Source organism: Salmonella sp. 741265050_HSA (assembly GCF_046569445.1).
Taxonomy (GTDB): domain Bacteria; phylum Pseudomonadota; class Gammaproteobacteria; order Enterobacterales; family Enterobacteriaceae; genus Salmonella; species Salmonella enterica.
Genome location: NZ_JBKFSV010000015.1, coordinates 42,726 through 58,556, shown reverse-complemented (window position 1 = coordinate 58,556; position 15,831 = coordinate 42,726). Strand labels below are relative to the sequence as shown.

Annotated in this window: 13 protein-coding genes and 4 tRNA genes; 12 read left to right on the top strand and 5 right to left on the bottom strand. The window is 55.2% G+C overall.

Translation table 11 applies throughout. From position 1 onward, the window contains the following. The first annotated feature begins 48 nt into the window (after window positions 1–48). The 5 genes from thrP to ACLD4F_RS18885 all read left to right on the top strand — a co-directional run bounded on the left by thrP (window position 49) and on the right by ACLD4F_RS18885 (window position 1,969). The gene (thrP, locus tag ACLD4F_RS18905) at window positions 49–1,434 is read left to right on the top strand and encodes a bifunctional threonine/serine APC transporter ThrP (protein ID WP_000818378.1); all 1,386 of its coding nucleotides are present in this window, start codon (window positions 49–51) and stop codon (window positions 1,432–1,434) included. 102 nt (window positions 1,435–1,536) lie between these two features. Next, window positions 1,537–1,613, top strand: a tRNA-Arg gene (locus ACLD4F_RS18900). Between the two features lie 54 nt (window positions 1,614–1,667). Further along, window positions 1,668–1,743: transfer RNA gene (locus tag ACLD4F_RS18895), tRNA-His, on the top strand. Window positions 1,744–1,763: 20 nt separating this feature from the next. Next, window positions 1,764–1,850: transfer RNA gene (locus tag ACLD4F_RS18890), tRNA-Leu, on the top strand. A gap of 42 nt (window positions 1,851–1,892) precedes the next feature. Further along, window positions 1,893–1,969, top strand: a tRNA-Pro gene (locus ACLD4F_RS18885). 581 nt (window positions 1,970–2,550) lie between these two features. Here the strand turns inward: ACLD4F_RS18885 and hemY are convergent. Genes hemY through hemC form a run of 4 tightly spaced genes read right to left on the bottom strand, consistent with a single transcriptional unit; the run spans window position 2,551 to window position 6,619 of the window. Beyond that, on the bottom strand, window positions 2,551–3,747 hold the full coding sequence (hemY, locus tag ACLD4F_RS18880) for a protoheme IX biogenesis protein HemY (RefSeq protein WP_001546072.1): 1,197 nt from the start codon (window positions 3,745–3,747) through the stop codon (window positions 2,551–2,553). Window positions 3,748–3,749: 2 nt separating this feature from the next. Further along, window positions 3,750–4,919 carry a uroporphyrinogen-III C-methyltransferase gene (hemX, locus tag ACLD4F_RS18875; RefSeq protein WP_411010981.1) on the bottom strand — a complete coding sequence of 390 codons (1,170 nt, stop codon included), beginning with the start codon at window positions 4,917–4,919 and terminating at the stop codon, window positions 3,750–3,752. A gap of 21 nt (window positions 4,920–4,940) precedes the next feature. Then, on the bottom strand, window positions 4,941–5,681 hold the full coding sequence (gene hemD / locus ACLD4F_RS18870) for a uroporphyrinogen-III synthase (RefSeq protein WP_000025494.1): 741 nt from the start codon (window positions 5,679–5,681) through the stop codon (window positions 4,941–4,943). Continuing rightward, the gene (hemC, locus tag ACLD4F_RS18865) at window positions 5,678–6,619 is read right to left on the bottom strand and encodes a hydroxymethylbilane synthase (RefSeq protein WP_411010980.1); all 942 of its coding nucleotides are present in this window, start codon (window positions 6,617–6,619) and stop codon (window positions 5,678–5,680) included. Before hemC ends, hemD begins: the two co-directional genes overlap by 4 nt. A gap of 376 nt (window positions 6,620–6,995) precedes the next feature. On the opposite strand from hemC, the gene cyaA reads away from it, so the two are divergent. After that, a complete protein-coding gene (cyaA, locus tag ACLD4F_RS18860) occupies window positions 6,996–9,542 on the top strand; it encodes a class I adenylate cyclase (protein ID WP_000281718.1) in 2,547 nt (848 codons plus the stop codon). A 77-nt stretch (window positions 9,543–9,619) separates the two neighbouring features. Here the strand turns inward: cyaA and cyaY are convergent, their stop codons facing one another. Then, a complete protein-coding gene (gene cyaY, locus ACLD4F_RS18855) occupies window positions 9,620–9,940 on the bottom strand; it encodes an iron donor protein CyaY (protein WP_076935981.1) in 321 nt (106 codons plus the stop codon). A gap of 138 nt (window positions 9,941–10,078) precedes the next feature. Between cyaY and lptM the strand changes: the two genes are divergently transcribed. The 6 genes from lptM to uvrD all read left to right on the top strand — a co-directional run bounded on the left by lptM (window position 10,079) and on the right by uvrD (window position 15,759). Continuing rightward, complete coding sequence (lptM, locus tag ACLD4F_RS18850) at window positions 10,079–10,282, top strand: LPS translocon maturation chaperone LptM (RefSeq protein ID WP_000799903.1); 204 nt, start codon at window positions 10,079–10,081, stop codon at window positions 10,280–10,282. 36 nt (window positions 10,283–10,318) lie between these two features. After that, window positions 10,319–11,143, top strand: coding sequence for a diaminopimelate epimerase (gene dapF / locus ACLD4F_RS18845; RefSeq protein WP_001160671.1), 825 nt, complete (start codon window positions 10,319–10,321; stop codon window positions 11,141–11,143). Continuing rightward, on the top strand, window positions 11,140–11,847 hold the full coding sequence (locus ACLD4F_RS18840) for a DUF484 domain-containing protein (RefSeq protein WP_000812760.1): 708 nt from the start codon (window positions 11,140–11,142) through the stop codon (window positions 11,845–11,847). The genes dapF and ACLD4F_RS18840 overlap by 4 nt, the downstream gene beginning before the upstream one ends. Continuing rightward, window positions 11,844–12,746 carry a tyrosine recombinase XerC gene (gene xerC, locus ACLD4F_RS18835; protein ID WP_000132877.1) on the top strand — a complete coding sequence of 301 codons (903 nt, stop codon included), beginning with the start codon at window positions 11,844–11,846 and terminating at the stop codon, window positions 12,744–12,746. The genes ACLD4F_RS18840 and xerC overlap by 4 nt, the downstream gene beginning before the upstream one ends. Further along, entirely contained in the window at window positions 12,746–13,462 is a 717-nt protein-coding gene (yigB, locus tag ACLD4F_RS18830) for a 5-amino-6-(5-phospho-D-ribitylamino)uracil phosphatase YigB (RefSeq protein WP_001213560.1), read from the top strand. The genes xerC and yigB overlap by 1 nt, the downstream gene beginning before the upstream one ends. Before the next feature lie 134 nt (window positions 13,463–13,596). After that, the gene (gene uvrD, locus ACLD4F_RS18825; protein ID WP_000383436.1) at window positions 13,597–15,759 is read left to right on the top strand and encodes a DNA helicase II; all 2,163 of its coding nucleotides are present in this window, start codon (window positions 13,597–13,599) and stop codon (window positions 15,757–15,759) included. Window positions 15,760–15,831 lie beyond the last annotated feature (72 nt).

The window sequence follows — 15,831 nt, the reverse complement described above, 5'->3', positions numbered from 1 at the left end:
ACAATAACCGGTACTACCGGAACCGTTGCAAACACGACATGAGGATTTATGGCAGAGAAAAAACCGGAGCTACAGCGTGGGCTGGAAGCTCGTCATATTGAATTGATTGCCCTTGGGGGCACCATCGGCGTCGGACTCTTTATGGGCGCCGCCAGTACGCTGAAATGGGCGGGCCCGTCAGTGCTGCTGGCGTATATCATCGCCGGATTGTTCGTCTTTTTCATTATGCGTTCGATGGGGGAGATGCTCTTTCTGGAACCTGTTACCGGCTCCTTTGCCGTGTACGCCCACCGGTATATGAGTCCTTTTTTTGGCTATCTTACCGCCTGGTCATACTGGTTTATGTGGATGGCGGTCGGAATCTCGGAAATTACCGCCATTGGGGTCTACGTCCAGTTCTGGTTTCCGGAGATGGCGCAGTGGATACCGGCGCTGATTGCCGTCGGACTGGTCGCGTTGGCGAATCTGGCTGCGGTGCGCCTGTATGGTGAAATCGAATTCTGGTTTGCGATGATCAAAGTCACCACGATTATTGTGATGATCATCATCGGTCTGGGGGTGATTTTCTTCGGCTTTGGTAACGGCGGCCAGGCGATTGGCTTTGGTAATCTGACCGAGCATGGCGGCTTTTTTGCCGGCGGCTGGAAAGGCTTTCTGACCGCATTATGTATCGTGGTGGCCTCTTATCAGGGGGTTGAGTTGATCGGTATTACCGCCGGTGAAGCGAAGAATCCGCAGGTGACGTTGCGTAGCGCGGTGGGTAAAGTGCTGTGGCGTATCCTGATTTTTTATGTTGGCGCGATTTTCGTGATCGTCACCATTTTCCCGTGGAATGAGATTGGCAGCAACGGCAGTCCCTTTGTGCTCACCTTCGCGAAAATCGGCATCACCGCCGCGGCAGGCATTATCAACTTTGTCGTGCTGACGGCGGCGCTCTCCGGCTGTAACAGCGGAATGTATAGCTGTGGGCGTATGCTTTACGCGCTGGCGAAAAACCGTCAACTGCCGGCGGCAGTCGCGAAAGTCTCTCGCCACGGTGTACCGGTCGCGGGCGTGGCGCTCTCTATTTTGATTTTGCTGGTAGGTTCTTGCCTGAACTACATCATCCCCAATCCGCAGCGCGTCTTTGTTTACGTTTATAGCGCCAGCGTACTGCCGGGGATGGTGCCGTGGTTTGTCATTCTGATTAGCCAACTGCGCTTTCGTCGGGCGCATAAAGAAGCGATTGCGGATCATCCTTTTCGTTCCATTATGTTTCCGTGGGCGAACTATTTGACGATGGCGTTTCTGGTTTGCGTTTTAATCGGCATGTACTTTAATGAAGATACGCGCATGTCGCTGTTTGTCGGCGTCATCTTCCTGCTGGCCGTCACGCTGGTCTACAAAGTTTTCGGTCTGAATCGTCACGGAACCGCCCACAAGGTGGGGGAATAAGCGCCAAAATGCGCAAAGCATAACCAAACGCGCATTTTATTTAAAAAGGCACTGGACAGCGGGGTGTGAAGTCCGTATTATCCACCCCCGCAACGGCGCTAAGCGCCCGTAGCTCAGCTGGATAGAGCGCTGCCCTCCGGAGGCAGAGGTCTCAGGTTCGAATCCTGTCGGGCGTACCATTTATTTAGGTGCTTGAGCTGCGGTGGTTTAATACCGCGTAAAAAGTTTCAGTGGTGGCTATAGCTCAGTTGGTAGAGCCCTGGATTGTGATTCCAGTTGTCGTGGGTTCGAATCCCATTAGCCACCCCATTAATATAGAGTTGTGAAACGCGAAGGTGGCGGAATTGGTAGACGCGCTAGCTTCAGGTGTTAGTGTCCTTACGGACGTGGGGGTTCAAGTCCCCCCCCTCGCACCACGACTCAATGAATTGAACTAAAAATTCAAAAAAGCAGTATATCGGCGAGTAGCGCAGCTTGGTAGCGCAACTGGTTTGGGACCAGTGGGTCGGAGGTTCGAATCCTCTCTCGCCGACCAATTTTGAACCCCGCTTCGGCGGGGTTTTTTGTTTTCTGTTCATTTTCAACTACTTATCCCGCACGTGTTGCCATTATGGTTTATTGGCGATATCCCAGACTTTATTTGTCGCTATTCGGTGACGAATAATCTATTGATTTATAATCACTTTATAAAAAACATCCTGTTCTGTCTCCGCCGGGCGACACGCTAAAACCTCGCCAGCGGCGGGGGGATGACAATCGCGTGAATTCTCTACGTTTTTTTAACGCCTGCGCCTGTTTTTTAGCGGTGCAAAGATGGCACGTTATGTGCAATAATGTAAGGGTAGATGCTCATTCCATCTCTTATGTTCGCCTTCTGGCCTCATAAACTCAGGAATGATGCAGAGCCGTTTACGGTGCTTATCGTCCACTGACAGATGTCGCTTACGTCTCATCAAACACCCTGGACACAACGTTGAGTGAAGCACCCCTTTATGTTGTCATACAGACCTGTTTTGACGCCTGCCCCTTAACCGGGCAGGCGTTTTTTTATGCATCCCGAATGATTTTGTGTAGGCGGTAAGCCCGGTAAGCGAAGCGCCACCGGGCAAGAGGGAATTACTGCGGGGGATTGTTCTGTAATGTCAGCATCAGGCCGTCGCGCCGCATGGCGGCGGCCTCTTCCGGTTGATGCAGTCGATCAAGCGCATCGGCAAGCCAGGCATAATCATACGCGTCCGGGCGTTGTTTCAGCGCGGCGCGGAAAGCCAGAGTCGCCTCCTGCCATTCACCGTGTTTCATTAGCGACTGGCCGAGCGTGCTCCATAACAGCGGGCGATCGCCTACCGTCTTGATTTGCTGACGCAGCACTTTCTCCAGTTGTTCCGGATTATTGGTTCTGAGGCGAGGAATGGGCAGCACCAGCCGATCGTCATACTGGCGTTTCAGACCGTCGATGATAATCTGCTGCGCCATATCATGATCGTCACACTCGATCAGATGCTCGGCCATCGCGACCTGCAGCGCCACCTGATGGCGGGTTTTACGGCTTTGGTTTTTCCACCAGGTGCGTAATCCTTCGCTGCCCTGCTCGGCGCGCGCCTGATCCATGAGTCCTATCCACGCCTGTTGTTCGAGCATGGCGCGATGCGCTTCATCGCCAACGTGCGCTTTCGCCATGGATGGGATGATATCCAGTAAAGAACTCCATGCGCTGGTGCGAATATAGGCCTGCTCCGCCAGACGCAGAACTTCCGGGTGACGCGGCGTGACCTCCAGCAGTTTGTCCACGCCGTGACGCGCCGCGTGATTTTCATTGCGCGCCAGCTGTAAGCGCACGCGTGTGATCTCGACCGGGATGGTGTCGTTCCCCGCCAGCTCTGCCGCACGTTCAAGGTGCTGATTAGCGCGTGCTTCATCGCCGCGCTGCTGCGCCGCTTCTGCCGCCAGCAGATAATTTACCACCGGTTGTTCAGCATGGTCGGCATTTTTTGACATCAGCTTTTCAACCTGCTGATAGTCGCCCTCCGCCAGCTTCAGCAGCGCCTGTTCGGTCTGCTTGCGGGCGCGACGGCGTTTACGGCCGGCAAACCAACCGCGGGTGTGCGCGCCGGTACGAAACAGACGGCGTAGCAACCACTCAATGGCGAATAGCACCACCATAGCGACGATGAGAATGATCGCCAGTCCGGTGACGCTGGTTTCAATGTTGTAGTTATCGGTCTGGATTAACACATAGCCCTGGTGACCGGCTATCATCGGGCCGACCACGATACCCGCGAGCAACAACACAAAGAGCAATAATACTTTTAGCATCATTATTCTCCTTGCGGCGCGGCTGCCGGAGCGTCTGTCTGCGTGGCAGGCGCTGCCGTAGAGACTGTCGGTTGCGCCAGCAGATTACGCACGCGGGTTTGCATCAGTTTTTCAAGCATCGCCTGGCTTTCCAGGGTTTCCGGCAGATCCATCGTGATATTTTGCTGGCTTAATTTATCGACCTCCTCCAGGAAGGCTTTTGTCGCGGCGTCGTCAGTATCGTAATAAGCGCGAACCCAGGTCGAAACGTTATCCAGCGCCTGACGGTATGTTTCTTCCTGATGGCGTGGCACGGCCTGCGCGGCGACTAACAGGCGAGAGCGAATATTTTCGCGTAAATAGACGTCCTGGTTGGGCGCCAACAGCGGTACAGCGGTATCATCGCGGCGGCGAATGGTAATAAAGCTGTCCATAAAGTTCTGCCAGCTTTTTTGCAGGTTAACGCGCCATTCGCTTAGCGAGCTGGACAGCTCGCTGCTGTCTGAATCCATCGGCGAGCCATCGGTATCGTTATCCGCCAGACGCAGGTTATCGATTTGGTTAGAGAGCTGATTGAGCTTGAGAATAATGCCGTCGTAGTCGATCTGCGCAACGGATGACAGGCTGGCGATATCGTCAGTAATCGCGCGTCGTGCGGTAATCAGGCTGGGGTCATTCATGTCCGCCAGACTGGCGTCAGCGCTTTTGAGCAGCGCAGCGGCGGTAGTGACGTCCTGATCGCTCCACAGCTTGCGTCCGGCGAGTTTCACCAGGAAATCAGCCTGCGCCAGCAGCCAGGTTTTAGCATCGCTGCCGGAAATAGTGGCGACTTTTTGTTGTACTTCATCAAGCTGTTTCGCCAGCGCCGCCTGTTGGCGATTCGCGTCATCTAACTGCGCCGCTTGTTTTTTGATAATCCCTTCCAGCTCCGCTTTTTGGCTCTCCTGTGCCTTTTGCAAGGCGGTTAGTTGCGTCGCCAGCGCATCGCTGGTTTCCGTTTGCGCGGTTGCTTGCTGTTTCCCCCAGCCATAAAGCCCAATACCTGCCGCCAGGGCAATCGCAATCGCCACCGCGCTTAATACCAGCGCGGCGCCGTTCTTACTTTTTTTCTCGGTATTAACTGGCTGTGGCGTGGTTTCCACGCTCTCCCTGGTCTCATCAACCACGGCGGAGGATTTTTCTTGTTCCGTCATTATGGCATCCCATTATGAGAGTTATTGTAATGCGCGCAACAGCGCATCGTTGTCGGCGTTATCAGCGACCTTAATATCTTGCCAGCCCAGTTCCCGGGCGAGGTGCGCCAGACGCTCACTGACGACCAATAGCCGACAGCGTAGTAACCAGTGCTCACGATACCACTCGGGAGTCAGCGACCAGAGCCGTTGCAACATCTCGCCGCTGGTAACAACAAGCGTTGTTACGCCGCGAGTATGCCAGCGCATCGCTTCTTCCGCGCCATCGTAATGTTTCGCACATCGTTGATAACATTCACAAAAACTGACTTCGGCTCCGCGAGCTGTCAGGGTTTCGCCCAGCAGTTCGCGGCCGCCATTGCCACGCAAAATCAGCGCGCGTTTGCCCGCAATATTTTGTAATTCAGGTAATTGTAGCAAGGCTTCGCTGATTTCCCGATCCAATGGATAACGAATATCGAACCCGCTAACGGTATGAAGGGCGAGCGCCGTGGTGCGGCCAATCGCGAAATAGCGCGGCGACGCAGGCCAGTTTCGGCCATCCCGCTGGAGCTGGGCGTGAGCAAAGGCGACGGCGTGCTGTGAAAGGGCAAAAACCAGATCGTTTTCCGTCAGCGTCGCCAGGCGGTCGGCCAGGGTGGGTAGCTCCCGGCCGGCGACAAATTCAATCAGTGGAAAACTCCAGGCCACCTGCCCCAGTGCGCGCAGACGGCTCACTAACGCTTCCCCTGCGGGAGAGGGGCGGGTGATCAGAATACTCATGCGGGCGTCTCGCCGTTATAAACTTCCGTCAGAATCGCGCGTGCGCCGTTTTCCAGCAGTTCCTCTGCAAGCGAGATGCCCATTTGCTCCGCCAGCTCGGGAGAACCACGACGTTCGCCGCGCACCATCACCGAACCGTCCGGTGCGCCAACCAGCGCGCGTAGCCAAATTTCACCGTTGATGATTTCTGCATAGCTGCCAATCGGCACCTGACACCCGCCTTCCAGGCGGGTGTTCATAGCGCGTTCCGCCGTTACGCGCAGCGCGGTTTGCGAGTGATTCAACGGTGCGAGCAGCGCCTGTGTTCGCGCGTCGTCAAGACGACACTCAATCCCGACGGCGCCCTGGCCTACGGCAGGAAGCGAAACGTCGGGCGGCAAGGCTGTGCGAATGCGCGACTCCAGACCTAAGCGTTTCAGACCGGCCACGGCCAGGATAATGGCGTCATAGTCGCCGTTGTCCAGCTTGCCGAGACGTGTGCCGACGTTGCCGCGCAACGAACGGATAATGAGGTCCGGACGGCGTTCCGCCAGTTGACACTGGCGACGCAAACTGGACGTCCCGACGATACTACCCGCGGGCAGATCGTCCAGACTGTGATATTTATTCGAGACAAACGCGTCGCGCGGATCTTCGCGCTTGCAAATGGTCACCAGACCGAGACCGTCCGGGAAGGCCACCGGAACGTCTTTCATAGAGTGCACGGCGATATCAGCGCGCTTTTCCAGCAGCGCGATTTCAAGCTCTTTAACAAACAGTCCCTTACCGCCCACTTTCGCCAGGGGAGTATCGAGAATCACGTCGCCGCGTGTGACCATCGGCACCAGTTCTACCGTCAGTCCCGGATGGGTTGCCATCAATGCGTCTTTGACATAATGTGCCTGCCAAAGCGCAAGGGGACTTTGGCGTGTGGCAATTCTTAAAACATTGTCTAACATGCTTGTTACCGTCATTATCAATCATTGACCATCCTAACATCCTTATAGAGAGTATGTTAGTTTTCCGGTCACCGTGAGTGAGAGGATAAGGCGCAGTGTCGTCAATGACAGTGAATAATGACGAGAAACCGCCAGCCCGTATTTAAGAATTTACACGCAGCGAACGGTGCTACACTTGTATGTAGCGCATCTTTCTTTACGGTCAATGAGCAAGGTGTTAAATTGATCACGTTTTAGACCATTTTTTCGTCGGTATTAGATAAAAATATGCAGGCGAGAAAGGGTAACGGTTATTTTTGACATACGGTTTATCCCGAATGGCGACGGTCAAGTACTGACCTGCACCATGACGGGTAGCAACATCAGGCGATACGTCTTGTACCTCTATATTGAGACTCTGAAACAGAGACTGGATGCCATAAATCAACTGCGTGTGGATCGCGCGCTTGCTGCCATGGGACCCGCTTTTCAGCAGGTTTACAGTCTTCTGCCGACATTATTGCACTATCACCATCCACTGATGCCGGGTTACCTTGATGGTAACGTTCCCAGCGGTATTTGCTTCTACACGCCTGATGAAACCCAACGCCACTATCTGAACGAACTTGAGCTGTACCGCGGTATGACGCCGCAGGACCCGCCGAAGGGCGAGCTGCCGATTACCGGCGTTTACACCATGGGCAGCACCTCCTCGGTCGGGCAGAGCTGCTCGTCCGACCTGGATATCTGGGTGTGCCATCAGTCCTGGCTTGACGGTGAAGAGCGTCAGTTGCTGCAACGTAAGTGTAGCCTGCTGGAAAGCTGGGCCGCCTCGCTTGGCGTTGAGGTGAGCTTCTTCCTGATCGACGAGAACCGTTTCCGCCATAACGAAAGCGGCAGTCTGGGCGGGGAAGACTGTGGTTCTACGCAGCATATCCTGTTGCTTGATGAGTTTTATCGTACCGCTGTGCGCCTGGCCGGGAAGCGTATCCTGTGGAGTATGGTGCCGTGCGACGAAGAAGAGCATTACGACGACTATGTCATGACGCTCTACGCGCAGGGCGTATTAACGCCAAACGAATGGCTGGATCTGGGGGGCTTAAGCTCGCTCTCCGCCGAAGAGTACTTTGGCGCCAGCCTGTGGCAGCTATACAAGAGCATTGACTCGCCGTACAAAGCGGTGCTGAAAACGCTGCTGCTGGAAGCCTACTCATGGGAATATCCCAACCCACGTCTGCTGGCGAAAGATATTAAACAACGTCTGCATGACGGTGAAATCGTATCGTTTGGACTCGATCCCTACTGCATGATGCTGGAACGGGTCACTGAATACCTGACGGCGATTGAAGATCCGACGCGGCTGGATTTAGTCCGCCGCTGCTTTTACCTGAAAGTGTGCGAGAAATTAAGTCGCGAGCGCGCCTGCGTAGGCTGGCGTCGGGAAGTATTAAGCCAGTTAGTCAGCGAGTGGGGATGGGACGACGCGCGTCTGACCATGCTCGATAATCGCGCAAACTGGAAAATCGATCAGGTGCGCGAAGCTCACAACGAATTGCTCGACGCCATGATGCAGAGCTATCGTAATCTGATTCGCTTTGCGCGGCGCAACAACCTCAGCGTGAGTGCCAGCCCGCAGGATATCGGCGTACTGACGCGTAAGCTGTACGCGGCTTTTGAAGCGTTGCCGGGTAAAGTCACGCTGGTGAACCCGCAGATATCGCCGGATCTGTCCGAGCCGAATTTAACCTTTATCCATGTGCCGCCGGGACGCGCCAACCGTTCAGGCTGGTATCTCTACAACCGCGCGCCGAACATGGATTCCATCATCAGCCATCAGCCGCTGGAATATAACCGTTATCTTAATAAGCTGGTCGCGTGGGCGTGGTTCAACGGCCTGCTGACGTCGCGAACGCATCTGTTTATTAAGGGCAACGGTATTGTCGACCTGCCTAAGTTGCAGGAGATGGTCGCCGATGTTTCGCACCATTTCCCGCTGCGCTTGCCTGCTCCAACGCCGAAAGCGCTCTACAGCCCCTGTGAAATTCGCCATCTGGCGATTATCGTTAACCTCGAATATGACCCGACGGCGGCGTTTCGCAATAAAGTGGTCCATTTTGACTTCCGTAAGCTGGACGTTTTCAGCTTTGGCGAAGAGCAAAACTGTCTGATAGGCAGTATCGACTTGTTATATCGCAACTCGTGGAACGAAGTGCGTACTCTGCACTTTAACGGCGAGCAGGCGATGATCGAAGCGCTGAAAACGATTCTGGGGAAAATGCACCAGGATGCTGCGCCGCCGGATAGCGTGGAGGTGTTCTGCTACAGTCAGCATCTTCGCGGTCTGATTCGCACCCGCGTGCAGCAACTGGTCTCCGAATGTATCGAGCTACGTCTTTCCAGCACCCGTCAGGAGACCGGTCGATTCAAGGCGCTGCGGGTTTCCGGGCAGACGTGGGGACTATTCTTCGAACGCTTGAATGTCTCGGTGCAGAAGCTGGAGAACGCTATCGAATTCTACGGCGCGATTTCGCATAACAAGCTGCACGGGCTGTCGGTACAGGTGGAAACCAACCAGGTGAAATTGCCGTCAGTGGTGGATGGCTTCGCCAGCGAAGGGATTATCCAGTTCTTCTTTGAAGAAACGGGTGATGAGAAAGGCTTTAATATTTATATTCTGGATGAAAGTAACCGGGCGGAAGTGTATCACCACTGCGAAGGTAGCAAGGAAGAACTGGTGCGCGACGTCAGTCGCTTCTATTCGTCATCGCACGATCGCTTCACGTATGGCTCCAGTTTTATCAACTTTAACCTGCCGCAGTTCTACCAGATAGTGAAAACCGATGGCCGCGCGCAGGTGATCCCATTCCGTACGCAGCCTATCAACACCGTGCCGCCAGCAAACCAGGATCATGACGCACCGCTATTGCAGCAGTATTTTTCCTGAGGATTTTTGCCCGGTGGCGGCTACGCCTTACCGGGCCTACAGTAAGCCGGATAAGCAAAGCGCATCCGGCAAATAAATCAACGAAAACTCACCTTTTCACCCGCCTGCTGCGTCGCCGCCTGCTCCAGCAGATCCCAGAAGGTTTCGCCGCTGCGATCGCAAATCCACTCGTCGCCTTTCAGGTCAAAGTGATAGCCACCCTGTTTGGTTGCCAGCCACACCTGGTGCAGCGGCTCCTGACGGTTAATAATGATTTTACTGCCGTTCTCAAAGCTGAGGGTCAGCACGCCACCGTTGATTTCGCAGTCGATATCGCTGTCGCCGTCCCAGTTATCGAGGTGTTCTTCAATGGTGAGCCACAGGGCGTCAGCCAGGCGATGAAATTCACTGTCGTTCATTGTCGTTTCCCGTTTTTTCGTGATGGCGGCAGTATAACCTGGAACAAAAGGCGTTGCAGTTTACCGCCAAACGCTTGCTTTTACGCCTTCTCCTGCGATGATAGAAAATAGAAAGCATGAACTTACAGGCAATCCATAATGAAAAACGTGTTTAAGACACTCGCTGTACTTCTGACTCTGTTCAGCCTGACGGGCTGCGGTTTGAAAGGGCCGCTTTATTTCCCGCCAGCCGATAAAAATGCGCCGCCGCCGACGAAAAAAGTCGATTCGCAAACGCAGTCCACGATGCCCGATAAGAACGATCGCGCAACGGGAGATGGCCCGTCCCAGGTCAATTACTGAGGATAGTTTTCTGTCCCCGCGTGAACGGAGTGAATGATGCAATTCTCTAAAATGCATGGCCTTGGCAACGATTTTATGGTCGTCGACGCGGTAACGCAGAATGTCTTTTTTTCGCCGGAACTGATTCGTCGGCTATCCGACAGACACCTGGGCGTAGGGTTCGATCAGCTGCTGGTGGTTGAGCCGCCCTATGATCCTGAGTTGGACTTTCATTACCGCATCTTCAACGCCGACGGCAGTGAAGTCTCGCAGTGCGGCAATGGCGCGCGCTGTTTCGCGCGATTTGTTCGCCTGAAAGGGCTAACCAATAAACGCGATATTCGGGTCAGTACCGCGAATGGCCGGATGGTACTGAGCGTCACGGAAGATGAACTGGTGCGGGTGAATATGGGGGAGCCAAACTTTGAACCCGCGCAGGTGCCTTTTCGCGCCAACAAAGCGGAAAAGACGTATATTATGCGAGCGGCGGAACAGACCATATTGTGCGGCGTGGTTTCAATGGGTAATCCGCACTGTGTCATTCAGGTTGATAACGTCGACACGGCGGCCGTTGAAACACTGGGGCCGGTTCTGGAAAGCCATGAGCGTTTTCCTGAACGCGCCAACATTGGTTTTATGCAGGTTGTAAGACGTGAGCATATCCGGCTGCGAGTCTATGAACGCGGCGCAGGGGAGACCCGCGCGTGCGGCAGCGGCGCGTGCGCTGCCGTTGCCGTGGGGATTCAGCAGGGGCTGCTGGCTGAAGAAGTACGCGTGGAATTACCGGGCGGTCGGCTGGATATCGCCTGGAAAGGTCCGGGTCATCCGTTATACATGACTGGTCCGGCGGCACATATCTACGACGGATTTATCCATTTATGAAGCAACCAGAGGAAGAACTACAGGAAACGCTCACGGAACTGGACGATCGAGCGGTCGTCGATTACCTGCGCCATCACCCTGAGTTTTTTATCCGTAACGCCCATGCCGTGGAAGCGATGCGTGTTCCACATCCCGTGCGGGGAACGGTTTCGCTCGTTGAGTGGCATATGGCCCGCGCGCGTAATCACATCAATGTGCTTGAAGAAAATATGACACTGCTGATGGAACAGGCTCATGCCAATGAAAGCCTGTTTTATCGCTTGCTGCATCTGCAAAGCCGTCTGGTCGCCGCGGATAGTCTGGATGAGATGCTGATGCGGTTTCACCGCTGGGCGCGCGATTTGGGTCTTGCCGGCGCGACGCTACGTTTGTTCCCGGATCGGTGGCGTCTTGGCGCGCCATCGCGCTATACGCATCTGGCTTTAAACCGTCAGGCCTTCGAGCCGCTGCGTATTCAACGACTGGGACAGTCGCAGCATTATCTTGGCCCGCTAAACGGCCCGGAACTGCTGGTGGTCTTGCCGGAGGCGAAGGCTGTAGGCTCGGTAGCCATGTCGATGATGGGCAGCGATGGCGACCTCGGGGTGATTCTCTTCAGCAGCCGTGACCCGCACCACTATCAGCCGGGGCAGGGGACGCAGCTTTTACAGGAGATCGCGCTGATGCTGCCGGAGCTGCTGGAACGCTGGATTAAACGCGTATGACGGATGTCGCGCTTTCTCAGGATGTCTCGCGGTTCCTGCGCTATTTAGGCGTGGAGCGCCAGCTTAGCCCCATTACCCTGCAGAACTACCAGCGTCAGCTTGATGCTATTATCGCTTTAGCCGGAGAAACCGGGCTGAAAAGCTGGCAACAATGTGACGCTGCGATTGTGCGCAGTTTTGCGGTGCGCAGTCGGCGCAAAGGGCTTGGCCCTGCCAGTCTGGCGCTACGTCTCTCGGCATTGCGAAGCTTTTTTGACTGGTTAGTCAGTCAGGGCGAATTGAAAGCTAACCCGGCGAAGGGCGTCTCCGCACCGAAAGCGCCGCGTCATCTGCCGAAAAATATTGATGTCGACGACGTTAACCGCCTGCTGGACATCGATCTTAACGATCCGCTCGCCGTACGTGATCGGGCGATGCTGGAGGTCATGTACGGCGCGGGGCTGCGTTTATCCGAACTGGTTGGCCTGGATATAAAGCACCTCGATCTCGATACCGGCGAAGTGTGGGTAATGGGTAAAGGCAGCAAAGAGCGACGCCTGCCGATTGGCCGTAACGCGGTGACGTGGATTGAGCACTGGCTGGATCTGCGCGGCCTGTTCGCCAGCGATGAAGAGGCGTTATTCCTGTCGAAGCTCGGCAAGCGTATCTCCGCGCGCAATGTCCAAAAACGGTTCGCCGAATGGGGCATAAAGCAGGGGCTAAACAGCCACGTGCATCCACATAAGCTGCGCCATTCGTTCGCGACCCATATGCTGGAATCGAGCGGCGATCTGCGCGGCGTGCAAGAGCTGCTGGGTCATGCCAACCTTTCCACCACCCAAATTTATACTCATCTTGATTTTCAACATCTTGCTTCAGTGTACGACGCGGCGCATCCGCGCGCTAAACGGGGGAAATAATGCGTTTTTACCGGCCTTTGGGGCGTATTGCCGCGCTCACCTTTGACCTGGATGATACCCTTTATGATAACCGTCCGGTGATTTTGCGTACTGAGCAGGAAGCGCTCGCTTTTATGCAAAATTATCACCCGTCGCTACGTTCGTTTCAAAACGTCGATTTACAGCGGATACGGCAGGCGGTGCGTGAAGCGGAGCCGGAAATCTATCATGACGTTACCCGCTGGCGCCATCGCGCGATAGAGCAGGCCATGCGGGATGCGGGATTATCGGCGCAGGAGGCCATTGCCGGCGCGAATGCGGCGATGATGCATTTTGCCAAATGGCGCAGCCAGATTGAGGTTCCGCAGGCTACCCATGAGACGTTACAGCAGCTTGCGAAAAAATGGCCGCTGGTGGCGATCACCAACGGCAATGCCCAGCCGGAACTGTTTGGCCTCGGTGATTACTTTAAGTTTGTACTGCGCGCCGGCCCGGATGGACGTTCCAAGCCGTTTAGCGACATGTATTTCCTGGCGGCGGAAAAACTGCATGTGCCGATCGGCGAGATCCTGCATGTCGGCGATGATCTGACTACCGATGTGGCTGGCGCTATTCGCTGTGGGATGCAGGCCTGCTGGATTAAACCTGAAAATGCCGACCTGATGCGGACGCAGGACAGCCGTTTACTGCCGCATATCGAAATTTCGCGGTTGGCATCTCTCACCTCGCTGATATAATCACCAGTAGTTCTGTATAAATTCCCAGTTATTCTGGCGGATGGCGCTATGCTTATCCGCCCTACGATAAGTAGCCCCGGTAAGCGAAGCGCCCCGGGCGTTTTTAGTTTTCATGTTTTTACGCGGCGGTGCCAATGGACGTTTCTTACCTGCTCGACAGCCTTAATGATAAACAGCGCGAAGCGGTGGCCGCGCCACGTAGCAACATGCTGGTGTTGGCGGGCGCGGGAAGCGGGAAAACCCGCGTGCTGGTGCACCGTATCGCCTGGTTACTGAGCGTAGAAAACAACTCGCCATACTCCATCATGGCGGTGACTTTTACCAACAAAGCGGCGGCGGAAATGCGCCATCGTATTGGCCAGTTGATGGGGACCAGCCAGGGCGGAATGTGGGTAGGGACGTTCCACGGTCTGGCGCACCGCCTGCTGCGCGCGCATCATATGGACGCTAATTTGCCGCAGGATTTCCAGATTCTCGACAGCGAAGATCAGATGCGTTTGCTTAAACGCCTGATTAAGGCGATGAATCTTGATGAGAAGCAGTGGCCGCCGCGTCAGGCGATGTGGTACATCAATAGCCAGAAAGACGAAGGGCTACGCCCGCACCATATCCAAAGCTATGGCAATCCGGTGGAGCAGACCTGGCAGAAGGTGTATCAGGCCTATCAGGAAGCGTGCGATCGCGCTGGTCTGGTGGATTTTGCCGAGCTACTGCTGCGCGCTCATGAACTATGGCTGAACAAGCCGCACATCCTGCAACACTATCGCGAGCGGTTTACTAACATTCTGGTGGACGAATTCCAGGATACCAACAACATTCAGTACGCCTGGGTTCGTCTGCTGGCGGGCGATACCGGTAAAGTGATGATTGTTGGCGACGATGATCAGTCGATCTACGGCTGGCGCGGGGCCCAGGTAGAGAACATCCAGCGCTTCCTCAATGATTTCCCCGGCGCGCAGACCATTCGTCTGGAGCAGAATTACCGTTCGACCAGCAACATCCTTAGCGCGGCGAACGCTCTGATTGAGAATAACAATGGGCGTTTGGGTAAAAAGCTGTGGACTGACGGCGTTGATGGCGAACCGATATCTCTGTACTGCGCTTTCAACGAACTGGATGAAGCGCGCTTTGTGGTTAACCGTATCAAAACCTGGCAGGACAACGGCGGCGCGCTTGCGCAATGCGCCATCCTTTATCGCAGCAACGCCCAGTCGCGCGTGCTGGAAGAAGCGTTATTACAGGCCAGTATGCCGTACCGGATTTATGGCGGTATGCGCTTCTTCGAACGTCAGGAGATCAAAGATGCGCTCTCTTATCTGCGTTTGATTGCCAATCGCAACGATGATGCCGCCTTTGAACGCGTGGTGAATACCCCAACGCGCGGCATCGGCGACCGTACGCTGGACGTGGTGCGCCAGACCTCGCGCGATCGCCAGCTAACATTGTGGCAGGCGTGCCGTGAATTGTTACAGGAAAAAGCCCTGGCCGGGCGTGCGGCCAGCGCGCTGCAACGCTTTATGGAACTGATCGACGCTCTGGCGCAGGAAACTGCCGACATGCCGCTGCATGTGCAGACTGACCGGGTGATCAAAGATTCCGGCTTGCGCACCATGTATGAGCAAGAAAAAGGCGAGAAAGGCCAGACGCGCATCGAAAACTTAGAGGAACTGGTGACGGCAACGCGGCAGTTCAGCTACAACGACGAAGATGAAGATTTAATGCCATTGCAGGCCTTCCTCTCTCACGCGGCGCTGGAAGCGGGCGAGGGGCAGGCGGATACCTGGCAGGATGCGGTACAGCTGATGACGCTGCACTCGGCCAAAGGCCTGGAGTTTCCGCAGGTGTTTATTGTCGGCATGGAAGAGGGCATGTTCCCCAGCCAGATGTCGCTGGATGAGGGCGGGCGTTTGGAAGAGGAGCGTCGTCTGGCCTACGTCGGCGTTACCCGTGCCATGCAGAAGCTGACGCTAACTTATGCCGAAACTCGCCGTCTGTATGGTAAAGAGGTCTACCATCGCCCGTCGCGTTTTATCGGCGAACTGCCGGAGGAGTGCGTGGAAGAGGTCCGTCTGCGCGCCACCGTCAGTCGTCCAGTGAGCCATCAACGAATGGGAACGCCGCTGGCGGAAAACGACACAGGCTATAAACTCGGCCAACGCGTGCGCCATGCGAAGTTCGGCGAGGGAACTATTGTCAACCTGGAGGGCAGCGGCGAGCATAGCCGGCTGCAGGTGGCTTTTCAGGGGCAAGGGATCAAATGGCTGGTTGCCGCGTATGCGAAGCTGGAAACGGTTTGACCGACTCTCATAGTGCCGGATGACGCCTCTTATCCGGCCTACGCGCTGGCTAACATTTTGATTTGTAGGCCG

Excerpts from the sequence above, each read along its gene's own strand:
- lptM (WP_000799903.1), top strand. The coding sequence starts at position 10,079 with ATGAAAAACGTGTTTAAGACACTCGCTGTACTTCTGACTCTGTTCAGC.
- hemX (WP_411010981.1), bottom strand. The coding sequence starts at position 4,919 with ATGACGGAACAAGAAAAATCCTCCGCCGTGGTTGATGAGACCAGGGAG.
- thrP (WP_000818378.1), top strand. The coding sequence starts at position 49 with ATGGCAGAGAAAAAACCGGAGCTACAGCGTGGGCTGGAAGCTCGTCAT.
- uvrD (WP_000383436.1), top strand. The coding sequence starts at position 13,597 with ATGGACGTTTCTTACCTGCTCGACAGCCTTAATGATAAACAGCGCGAA.
- hemY (WP_001546072.1), bottom strand. The coding sequence starts at position 3,747 with ATGCTAAAAGTATTATTGCTCTTTGTGTTGTTGCTCGCGGGTATCGTG.
- yigB (WP_001213560.1), top strand. The coding sequence starts at position 12,746 with ATGCGTTTTTACCGGCCTTTGGGGCGTATTGCCGCGCTCACCTTTGAC.
- dapF (WP_001160671.1), top strand. The coding sequence starts at position 10,319 with ATGCAATTCTCTAAAATGCATGGCCTTGGCAACGATTTTATGGTCGTC.
- xerC (WP_000132877.1), top strand. The coding sequence starts at position 11,844 with ATGACGGATGTCGCGCTTTCTCAGGATGTCTCGCGGTTCCTGCGCTAT.
- hemD (WP_000025494.1), bottom strand. The coding sequence starts at position 5,681 with ATGAGTATTCTGATCACCCGCCCCTCTCCCGCAGGGGAAGCGTTAGTG.
- ACLD4F_RS18840 (WP_000812760.1), top strand. The coding sequence starts at position 11,140 with ATGAAGCAACCAGAGGAAGAACTACAGGAAACGCTCACGGAACTGGAC.
- hemC (WP_411010980.1), bottom strand. The coding sequence starts at position 6,619 with ATGTTAGACAATGTTTTAAGAATTGCCACACGCCAAAGTCCCCTTGCG.
- cyaY (WP_076935981.1), bottom strand. The coding sequence starts at position 9,940 with ATGAACGACAGTGAATTTCATCGCCTGGCTGACGCCCTGTGGCTCACC.